We start from the raw sequence: 9,260 nt of genomic DNA on the forward strand, positions 1-9,260 counted from the left end.
AAATTACGCCCGGTAGTTTTTTCAATCGCCCTCAGCAAATCCACAGTTTCGACAGTTTTGTGGGCGTTATCTCGCACAAAAGTATGAATTGCCCGGAAAAACAATTCATCTCCCAACTCGGTGCGAATCATATGATAAACGCAAGCACCTTTTTCATAAAGGTGTCGATCGTAAAGTTCGATCGCTTCCCGATACACATGAGTTACAATCGGACGGCGATAACGACTGCTATCTTCGATTAAATAGTTACGCGACTCATTCAAACGATAGTAAGCTGCGTCTTCCCAACCATACTCGTTTTCCGTCCACAACACCTCAGAATATGTCGCCATTCCCTCTTTTATCCAAGCATGAGACCAATGCTTGATCACGACCAAATCCCCAAACCATTGGTGGGCGAGTTCGTGGGCGACTAAACTTTCACTGATGCGATTATCTAAAGATGCTCTTTCGTCGATCAAACATCTATCTGTTAATAATGTTGTGGAAGTATTCTCCATCCCCCCAAAAATAAAATCATCTACGCAAACTTGTGCGTATTTGGGAAATGGATAAGGGTAGCCAAATTTTTCGCTGAAAAATTCGATCATGCGAGGCGTTTTGCCCATCGTGAGGCGGGCATCTTCTTCTCTTCCCTTGTCCACATAATAGGTAACTGGCACTATTCTTGTGGGACAGGCATCTTGCCTGTCATCCTCCCAGGTATCCTGAATTTCGGCAAAATCTCCTACTGCCAAAGTCATCAAATAAGTGGGATGAACTTCTTTCTGCGACCAGTGATAAATTTTGTCTTCGTCAGTTTCTTCTGTATTAATTAGTACGCCGTTGGAAATAGCTATTAACGGTTTGGGAACTCTGACGCGAATTTCCGAAGTTGCCAGTTGTCCTGGATAATCAAAGCAGGGAAACCAATAGCGGGAATCTTCATCTTCTCCCTGAGTCCAAACTTGCACCGGTTTGTTGGGATAATGTTTATCGGGGCCAATGAAGTAAATGCCGCGTTGGGGTTTTTCTACAGAATAAGCGATCGCAATCTCGATCTGCTTATTTACTTGCATCGGTGTGCTAAGTTTAACGTGCAGCTGTTCCGCATCGTATTCAAAATGCTGCGGCGAACCGTCAACTTGTACAGATTGGATATTCAAGTTTACCGCATCCAATGTCAAGCGATCGATCCCACTCCGCACAGGCGCTAATCTGATATTGCAAGTCCCTTTACAAATGCGGTTGGGAATATCTAGGGTCAAATCTAGGAAAATATGTTCTACCTGTCCCGGCCTATCTGGATTGTAGTGGGGACGCGCACCGGGTAACTCAAAAGATTTATGGCCATTATTTTCGGAATCAAAATAAAAGTGCAACTTCATATGGTATGGACTCTGCGAAACAGAAGAAGTATAGCTGGTATCGGTTAGCGAAATGCGATCGAGTACATTTTCCAGGTTAGCGTTTTTGGAGATTACCGTACCGACATCCAACCATCCGGCTGAATCCCACTCCCGTTTAGCTGTGCAGCTTGTCCCACTTATGGCGTTTTTCGTGGCTTGGCGGCGGTGGGGTCAGCATCTGCGACAGGTTCCGTGTACTCGCAAAAAATACCGATGCCGATTTTGAGAATGTAGAGAACGATGATAGTTGCGATCGCAGGATTTATCGGCAACGTAGTTAATTGTACCACCGAGATAATCAAAGCTGTCAGCAAAGCTGCATCTTCCGGCTTTTTAATATATTCGCTCAATTTGCCGCGAAAACCTTCATTTCCACAGAGTTTTGACGTATAACCTTTAGCGTTATTTCCCATAGAGATTTTTGAGAACCGAATGATTCCAATCCATTTACTTCAGACCATAATTTATCAAAAGCCTCATCAAGCTTGCCTTCATATTGTTTTAAAGTAGTCAAAGCTTCTTGGGCAAAGCTTTCATTTTGTAATAACTGCTGCTTTTCGTTGATTTCGCTGGTAGTTAGTTGAGGTTGTATTGGCATGATTTACTTTGCCATTGTTTATTTAAGGAGAATTTGTTAATTCCAGAATCAACTGCGCCGGAGTCAAAATTCGAGGAGTAGTAACTGGGAAATCTCCCAGATCGCGAGTAATTATAGCATCTAATTTATTCTCGACAGCAGTGCTGTATTAAATTGCATCTTCAAAATCCCTAAAATTCGCACTAAGAGCCATTGAAATTACAGATTCATCAACTGTAGCTACTCGACATACTGAAGCCAATTTGTTCAAGAAAGCTAGCGTCCAATCTTGACCTCTTTGTTTGCGAATGATATAATAAAGATCGCTAAAAGTTGATGCTGAAACATAGCCTTCTAATTGTCCTGCCTCAATCCATGAAAAAACGAGATCGCTATCATCATAAAAAGGCTGTCGTTCAAAGGCGATGTCCACTATTACATTGGTATCTAGTAGCACTTTCAAAGGTTATGTTTCTCCTTTAAATATTCCCATTTAGCTTGTTCTGGATCGAAGTCGGGAGGGACAGGCGGAGCATTTTCCAACAAGTCTCTGAATGCCTTAGTTCTGTATTCTACTTTCTTTTTGGGTATTTCAGGTTGTGCTTCATTTTTTGGCTCTGTATCATTATTAACCGTTTCAATTGCCTGCCAAACCACTACCTCCACATCTCCTGGTGGCATTTTAACAGATTCCGTAATGACTAAGTTACCTGCGTCATCGACTTTGCCCTTAAGTTTGTATGCTTGCATAGTATTTTCCTGTGAATTTGCTTGCGATCGTAGCATAACAATTACAAATTATTACAAATTATACTTCTCCTTCAAATATTCCCATTTAGCTTGTTCTGGATCGAAGCCTGGCGAAACAGGCGGAGCATTTTCCAGTAACCCTACAACTGGAGTTTGAACCCCTGGCGGGTAATGGAACTGGTGCAAGCTGTGATAGCTGGGGAATATCTGAGTATAAATACTTATGGCTTGCTAGAGAAACTGCTAATACCTTAGATATAGATTCGGTCATCAGTTATTTTTAAATCACTGATGACTAATGACTAATAACAATTTCATCAAATCTCAGGATAATAAAATGTCTGAAAAAAAACCAAGTATTCTCAATCCTCTTATTATCGGGGCTGCGGTTATCCTAGCGGGTGGCTTACTTGCTTACCTTTACTTGAAAGGTGCTTTTAGCGATGCCACAAGTCCTTTGGCTAGTGCGAAAGTTGTGCCAGATGACGCATTGATGACTGGTACGATTTCCACAGACCCTAATGCTTGGTCGCAATTGCAACAGTTTGGCACTCCGGAAGCTCAAGCTGCGCTTAGCAAAGGACTAAATGATTTTAACAAGCAGATGACGGCGGAGTCGAAAATTGATTATGCTAAAGATATTCAGCCTTGGCTTGGTAGTGTGATGTTTGCTGTTTTGCCATCAGATACAAACCAACAAAATCAACAAAATTTACTGATGGTTGTGGGAATAAAAGATAAAATTAGCGCCTGGAATTTTGCAAATAAAATCAAAGCGCAATTGAAAACACAAGAAAGCGATTACAACGGTGTCAAAATAGCGGAAACTGTGGGCAGTAGTAACAAAACATTTAGCGCTGTCCTGAATAGCCATTTGGTCTTGTCGCCACAAAGAAAATCTGTGGAAATGGCGATCGACACTTTTAAAGGGCAGCCTTCTTTCGCGAACAAAGAGAATGCTAGCCCCATGCTTGCCAAGGGAATGGATATCGAAAATAGTCTCGTCCAAATATATATACCTGAATACGGAAATGTCTTGCAAAAATTACTCGAAAACAATCCTAATTCACCCGCATTGCCGCCTGAATCTTTGGCACAGCTTAAGCAGGTAAAATCTTTGGTAATGGGTTTGGGTGTTGATAATTCTGGTTTGCGAATGAAAGCAGTAGGCAAAGTAGACCCCTCTTTAATTAAAGTAGAATACAAACCCGCACCGGGTAAAGTGGTAGCGCAATTTCCCCTAGAAACGATCGCCCTGATCAGCGGATACGGAATCAGTCGCGGTTGGCAGGCTGTAGTATCAGAATCAGCCAAAAATACGCAATTTCAACAACAAATTGACCAATACAGACAGCAAATCAAAACAAACTACAATATTGACCTAGATAAAGAAGTTTTTGGGTGGATGGATGGAGAGTTTGCTGTCGGAGCGATATCATCAAATCAAGGTGTTTTAGCTCCTATCGGTTTGGGTGGAGCATTCATATTTAAAACAAGCGATCGCGCAACTGCCGAAGCAACCCTTGCTAAAATAGATGCGATCGCTCAAACTAACTCTGTGACTGTAGGAGAAAGAAACATCCAAGGCAAAATAGTAAAAGAATGGCGGCTGGCTGACCAACAAGTTTGGTTGGGTTATGGTTGGTTAGACAACGAATCCTTATTTATCGCCCTCGGTGGCCCAATAATTGATGTTATGGCCATCAATAGTAACCCTCTCGATCGTAGCCCATATTTTCAGGCGATCGCAGGTTCTTTGCAGAAGCCAAACGCAGGCTACTTTTACATAGATATGGATAAAACCATGTCTTTATTAAATCGCTACTTAACTGCCGCACAAAATAATCCTATGCCACCCGAATCATACGCCATCCTCAATTCGATTCGCGGTATCGGTATCACAGCTACACAACCTGACGCATCCACCAGTCAAGTGGAAATGTTGCTAGCTTTGAAACCGAAAACAGGAAAATAGTTATCAGTATGTAGCGTGCCTCAGACACGATAATTTTGGAATCAAGATCCCCGACTTCTTCAAGAAGTCGGGGATCTGGGCTAATAACCAATGGCAATTGACAATGGACAACTAACCAATAACAATGAACTAATGACAAATGACAAATAACTAATCAAATGACTGCTACTGTAAACACCGATCCTGGATTAGCTTCTCGCTTAATAAATGGCGTGCTTTCTGTCAAGCCCCTAGCCGCCTTAGCCAAACACCAAGCTCGTCAAATGATGATGAAAAGAGCCGAGAAGATTGGCGTCGCTTGGCAAAAGGAAGTAGAGGAGTTACGTTCTCACGATTGGGAAAGTATGCTAGCGCAAGTACAAAATCCGCACGTAACTTACCCAGATTACTACTTACACTCTTTCCACGCTTATGATGAAGGAAATCTCGGTTGGGAACCTGCTTTAGAAGTAGAAGTTGCCGCTTACACAGTTCACTCTACTCTCTGGGGAAATGCCAGTGCTGATGGAGACGCTAAGTTACGTAAAAGCTATCACGATATCCTCAAAACTCAAATTCCCAACCAGCCACAAGAGATTTTGGATATCGCTTGTAGCGTCGGGATGAGTACCTTTGCCCTCCAAGATATCTATCCCCAAGCAAAGATGACAGGTCTAGATTTATCACCTTATTTTCTCGCAGTTGCAAAGTACAAATCCCAACAGCGTAACGCTCAAATTCGCTGGGTACACGCCGCCGCCGAATCAACCAATTTACCGACAGCTTCCTTTGATTTAGTCTCCATCTTTTTACTTTGTCACGAATTACCGCAAGAAGCAACGCGGCAGATTTTCCGGGAAGTACGGCGTTTGCTGCGTCCCAACGGTCATATTGGCATCATGGATATGAATCCTAAATCGGAAGTTTATGCCAAGATGCCACCTTACATTATGACGTTGCTGAAAAGTACCGAGCCTTGGTTTGATGAGTATTTTACTTTGGATATCGAACAAGCTTTAGTAGAAGCTGGTTTCGAGAGACCGACTATTACTCGCAACAGTCCTCGCCACCGCACGATCGTTGCCAAAGTGAGCTAGGATTTTTTTCATGTTAAATCAAATGTAGGGTGGGCACTGCTCACTCTACTCGTGTCAATTTAACCCACATTTTGCAGGTTAAAAGGGTGTTTCGGATTTATGGTGGAAAATGTTTGTTTAGATCTGCAATTTAAACTTATATTTGGTACTATTAAAATAAACTCTTTGTTTTATTGATAATCCGCTGCCAAAAGGTAATTTTCTTTGGTTCAACGGTTGATGTTTCAGTTGGTTTTGGTTCGTTGAGATAGCGGTAATATTCCCACAATCCTCGATAGGGCGCACCTGGTTTCATCGGTATGCCAGCCCAATGAAGATACTGTAATTTTTTCTCGCCATCATAGAGTACAATATCTTTTTGTTGGAAGTGTTTTGAACCAGCCCAACTACCTGGGCCACCCCCCGGAATTTTAACGAGGTTAAAGCGTTTGGGGATAGAATTTAGCACTATATAATTTAATATTGGTTGATCTGTGACTTGGCTAGAAAAGTCAAAATATTCTCGATGCTGAGAACATTCACGCAACAGTTCGTACATTCGCTCCAGCGTAATTGTGCCTTTTTTAGATGCCCAAAAGCCACTATTGAAGACATCGCTTAACTGTGCTTCCGTAAATATTTTTTCTTCTCTTACCAAGGGGGAAAAAATATCCTGCAAACCTCTACCTGCATGATGGTAATCGTTGCAAATAAAGCCGTATTCTGACAAGTAATCTAAAATCTTGGCTATTTTCTCAAAGACGATAATATCTGTATCGATATAGAGAAATTCATCTAATGGGCCAAACCAGGCTACTAACTTACGCATCTTATTGGGAAGTGCTAGAAAATCTCGCTCGAAAATTTCGGCAATTTTTTGCGTGAATTGGTTAAGAAAATCTAGGTCGGGAAAAATTTGCACATTATGCAATCGGTTGAGAGTTGCGGCTAAATTTTGATAATTATCATTAAAAGGGATTAAATAAACCGATATATCTGGGTCGTAGTAACGAATGCTATTCAAAAGCGCGATCGCATTCTCACTTACTTTTTCATTTGCTACAATGTAAATTCCGCGAGCCATAGGGATTTTAGTTTTTAGGTTGAGATCTGAATGGATGAATTATTACCGAGATAATCCCAGTTTGCGTAAAACTCGCGTTCCCAAACTGGGAGGTGGATTATAGGGTTTTGGTTTACCTGTGAATTGAGGGCGATTTTCCGGTTCGTGGAGATAGCGATAGTGCAAGAAAATATCCCGATAGGGACAATCAAGATTTTCACCATCGCAAATCCGATTGAACAGTTTAGTCGAGACGCCAATATAATGAAGATAGGTCAGTTGATTGCCGCGATCGTACAAAACATTATCTCGTAACTCGAAATGGCCGGAAGTTACAGAGCAACCAGTTGACTTATTTTTAGGTAATTCTAGCGCTAAATTATAAACTGGTATATGAGAGCGCATGATCATATAGTTTAAAACTGACTGATTTGGCGCAGACATATACAAAATTTCTGCTTCTCCTGCTTCTAGGCTAGATACCACTGTATTCAATTTCTCTGAGGTAAATATTCCCTTTCTTCCCGCATAAAATCCCGCACAAAAAATTTCTGATTCTAGGCGATGTTGAGGAAATACTTCTAATAATTTAGAACTTTGGATATTGTAAATATGGGAGAGATCTTTATATTGAAAATCATAAACGACAAACTCATGCTTATCTAAAGCTTTAAAGATTTCTGCGAGGTTATTTAATACCAAAACATCTGCATCGAAATAAGCAAACCTTTCAAAAGGTGCTTCGCGATCGAAAGCGCAGTAGCGTCGGTTCATGCCGATCCGATAAACTCCTTCAATTCCTTTTTCTTGCCAAATCTTAAAAGCCGTGGGATGTGCTTGCCATACTTTCCTGGAAAGCTCTTCCCAAGGAGCAAATAAAGCGGGATCTTCTAAAAGGGTGACATTATCTCTTTTAGCAACTTCTGCACGTACTTTATCAACTCGATCGTCATAGGCAATCACGCAAACTGGCATTGATTTACCCACATTGACTTCTATACTGTTTAGTAACGCGACGAGTTGATTGTAGACATAATCGTTAGCTAAAGTGTATATCCCATTTTTCATGTTAATTCCCTATTTGTGAATGCTTATAATTGCCAATTTTACATCAACCGCTCGACTAAATTCGATAACCAATTGAGTAGGTTTAGTTTATGGAGAATAATCTGACGTGCTTCGGCGATCGCATCTTTAGCTTGATGCCAAGCATCTGGTGTCGCAATAATTTCCTTAATGTATGCTATGCCTTTTTCATCTTCGCTTGGCAATCTGAGAAAGCTGCCTGGAGGCAAAAGTTTATCAGCCGCCGGCCCACCATAATAAATAGGCAAACACCACGCCAACAAAGCATCCCAAAGCTTTTCGCTGACATACCAATCATTGTCTGCGTAGTTCTCGATCGCCAAGTTATAGTAGTAGCCGCTCATCGCGTTCCATTTATTGCCTACTTTGCCGTATCCTTTCACCCATACAGGTAAATCTCGTCCGTACACATCAAATTCTAAACCGCTCTCGCTCAAAAGCTTTAAAAAAGCCAGTCGCTGACGGTGTTCCTCGGTGCGAGAAATACCAGAGGTGATCCAGCAGCACGATCGCAGTTTTTCTGGTGGCCCCATTTCATTTAATTCTCGGAAAGAATTTGAGTGATACCAAATTGCTGGCATATAGTCGGGAATAGGAGCGAAATCATCTGGGCCAGAAACATATCCGCAATATTTTTGCGCCTCTTCGTATCCAAGCACTCTGTATTTTTGCATTTTGGCAAAAGGGGGTTCCCGTACCAAAAAAATCACTCTTTCTTTGGGAACTCCACGTAACTGCACCTTAATTAGTTCTTCATAACTTTCTTGCTGTTGCGCTTGACCGAACAAACGTGCCAGAAGAGAAGTTTTCGTTTGTGTTTCCGGCAATCCACCATTATACAATAATAAAAAGTCAGGTTCTTTAGCGGGTGCTAGCATTTGAATATTGCCCCAAATGCCATAAGGATGTGGTGTTTGTTGCCACATCCAATCGCAAGAAGGTTGATAAAGAGATGGGTAGCTGCTAACCATACCAACAATTTTTTTAGTCATATACTAGATTACCTACTAATTATTTTGTGGGTCATATTATCTGCGATCGCTCTACACTTTACAGCTAGTATTTAAAATTTTTAGCGGTAATAGAAATCAAAATCTTTGAGAGCAGCTAATCTCGCTTTGTTCAGGCGATAGTGATAGCCTAGCTTGCGTTTGAAAATTTCCCAAAAAGTTTTTTGTTTTTTGCCATAGGAAGCATCTAGGTGCTGCCTAATCTTATTCAGTTTCTCCCAACTCTCGCTTTTTGTAATATTCCATCCCACTTTAGCTGCTGCCAATCCCATCGCGTTTCCCTCTCCGCTGTGCATACCTTTTAATTCTAAGTAACTGCCAATTATACCCCAATTTTTTATAAACTCTTTTTCTCT

The 9,260-nt window shown here is 41.3% G+C and carries 10 protein-coding genes and 1 pseudogene; 2 read left to right on the plus strand and 9 right to left on the minus strand.

All coding sequences use genetic code 11. The features are described from left to right. The 5 genes from H6S82_RS08960 to H6S82_RS08975 form a co-directional block, all read right to left on the minus strand. A partial coding sequence (locus H6S82_RS08960; RefSeq protein ID WP_191056159.1) for a M1 family metallopeptidase occupies positions 1–1,367 on the minus strand: 1,367 nt, incomplete at its 3' end. A 158-nt stretch (positions 1,368–1,525) separates the two neighbouring features. Further along, positions 1,526–1,738, minus strand: a complete 213-nt coding sequence (locus H6S82_RS32685) for a hypothetical protein (protein WP_199315156.1) — start codon at positions 1,736–1,738, stop codon at positions 1,526–1,528. Next, positions 1,735–1,986, minus strand: a complete 252-nt coding sequence (locus H6S82_RS32690; RefSeq protein WP_199315157.1) for a hypothetical protein — start codon at positions 1,984–1,986, stop codon at positions 1,735–1,737. Before H6S82_RS32690 ends, H6S82_RS32685 begins: the two co-directional genes overlap by 4 nt. A gap of 148 nt (positions 1,987–2,134) precedes the next feature. Next, positions 2,135–2,422 carry a PIN domain-containing protein gene (locus tag H6S82_RS08970; protein ID WP_322111861.1) on the minus strand — a complete coding sequence of 96 codons (288 nt, stop codon included), beginning with the start codon at positions 2,420–2,422 and terminating at the stop codon, positions 2,135–2,137. 2 nt (positions 2,423–2,424) lie between these two features. Next, on the minus strand, positions 2,425–2,715 hold the full coding sequence (locus tag H6S82_RS08975) for a hypothetical protein (protein ID WP_190463100.1): 291 nt from the start codon (positions 2,713–2,715) through the stop codon (positions 2,425–2,427). A 337-nt stretch (positions 2,716–3,052) separates the two neighbouring features. Here H6S82_RS08975 and H6S82_RS08980 point away from each other — a divergent pair, with 337 nt between their 5' ends. Both H6S82_RS08980 and H6S82_RS08985 read left to right on the plus strand, forming a co-directional pair. Then, complete coding sequence (locus H6S82_RS08980) at positions 3,053–4,690, plus strand: DUF3352 domain-containing protein (RefSeq protein WP_190463102.1); 1,638 nt, start codon at positions 3,053–3,055, stop codon at positions 4,688–4,690. Positions 4,691–4,848: 158 nt separating this feature from the next. Next, on the plus strand, positions 4,849–5,766 hold the full coding sequence (locus H6S82_RS08985; protein ID WP_190463103.1) for a class I SAM-dependent methyltransferase: 918 nt from the start codon (positions 4,849–4,851) through the stop codon (positions 5,764–5,766). Between the two features lie 151 nt (positions 5,767–5,917). Here the strand turns inward: H6S82_RS08985 and H6S82_RS08990 are convergent, their stop codons facing one another. From H6S82_RS08990 to H6S82_RS09005, 4 genes and pseudogenes are all read right to left on the minus strand, one after another. Then, positions 5,918–6,829 carry an Npun_R2821/Npun_R2822 family protein gene (locus H6S82_RS08990; RefSeq protein ID WP_190463105.1) on the minus strand — a complete coding sequence of 304 codons (912 nt, stop codon included), beginning with the start codon at positions 6,827–6,829 and terminating at the stop codon, positions 5,918–5,920. A gap of 42 nt (positions 6,830–6,871) precedes the next feature. Continuing rightward, positions 6,872–7,876, minus strand: a complete 1,005-nt coding sequence (locus H6S82_RS08995) for an Npun_R2821/Npun_R2822 family protein (protein WP_190463107.1) — start codon at positions 7,874–7,876, stop codon at positions 6,872–6,874. A gap of 38 nt (positions 7,877–7,914) precedes the next feature. After that, a complete protein-coding gene (locus H6S82_RS09000) occupies positions 7,915–8,886 on the minus strand; it encodes a glycosyltransferase family 10 (RefSeq protein ID WP_190463109.1) in 972 nt (323 codons plus the stop codon). An 80-nt stretch (positions 8,887–8,966) separates the two neighbouring features. Beyond that, a pseudogene (locus tag H6S82_RS09005) lies at positions 8,967–9,260 on the minus strand (hypothetical protein); the annotation flags it as partial.

Origin of the sequence: Planktothrix sp. FACHB-1355 (genome assembly GCF_014748295.1) — a bacterium.
GTDB lineage: Bacteria > Cyanobacteriota > Cyanobacteriia > Cyanobacteriales > Aerosakkonemataceae > Aerosakkonema > Aerosakkonema funiforme_A.

Coding starts and splice junctions, on each gene's coding strand:
- H6S82_RS32690 (WP_199315157.1), bottom strand. CDS start 1,986: ATGCCAATACAACCTCAACTAACTACCAGCGAAATCAACGAAAAGCAG.
- H6S82_RS08975 (WP_190463100.1), bottom strand. CDS start 2,715: ATGCAAGCATACAAACTTAAGGGCAAAGTCGATGACGCAGGTAACTTA.
- H6S82_RS08980 (WP_190463102.1), top strand. CDS start 3,053: ATGTCTGAAAAAAAACCAAGTATTCTCAATCCTCTTATTATCGGGGCT.
- H6S82_RS08985 (WP_190463103.1), top strand. CDS start 4,849: ATGACTGCTACTGTAAACACCGATCCTGGATTAGCTTCTCGCTTAATA.
- H6S82_RS08990 (WP_190463105.1), bottom strand. CDS start 6,829: ATGGCTCGCGGAATTTACATTGTAGCAAATGAAAAAGTAAGTGAGAAT.
- H6S82_RS08995 (WP_190463107.1), bottom strand. CDS start 7,876: ATGAAAAATGGGATATACACTTTAGCTAACGATTATGTCTACAATCAA.
- H6S82_RS09000 (WP_190463109.1), bottom strand. CDS start 8,886: ATGACTAAAAAAATTGTTGGTATGGTTAGCAGCTACCCATCTCTTTAT.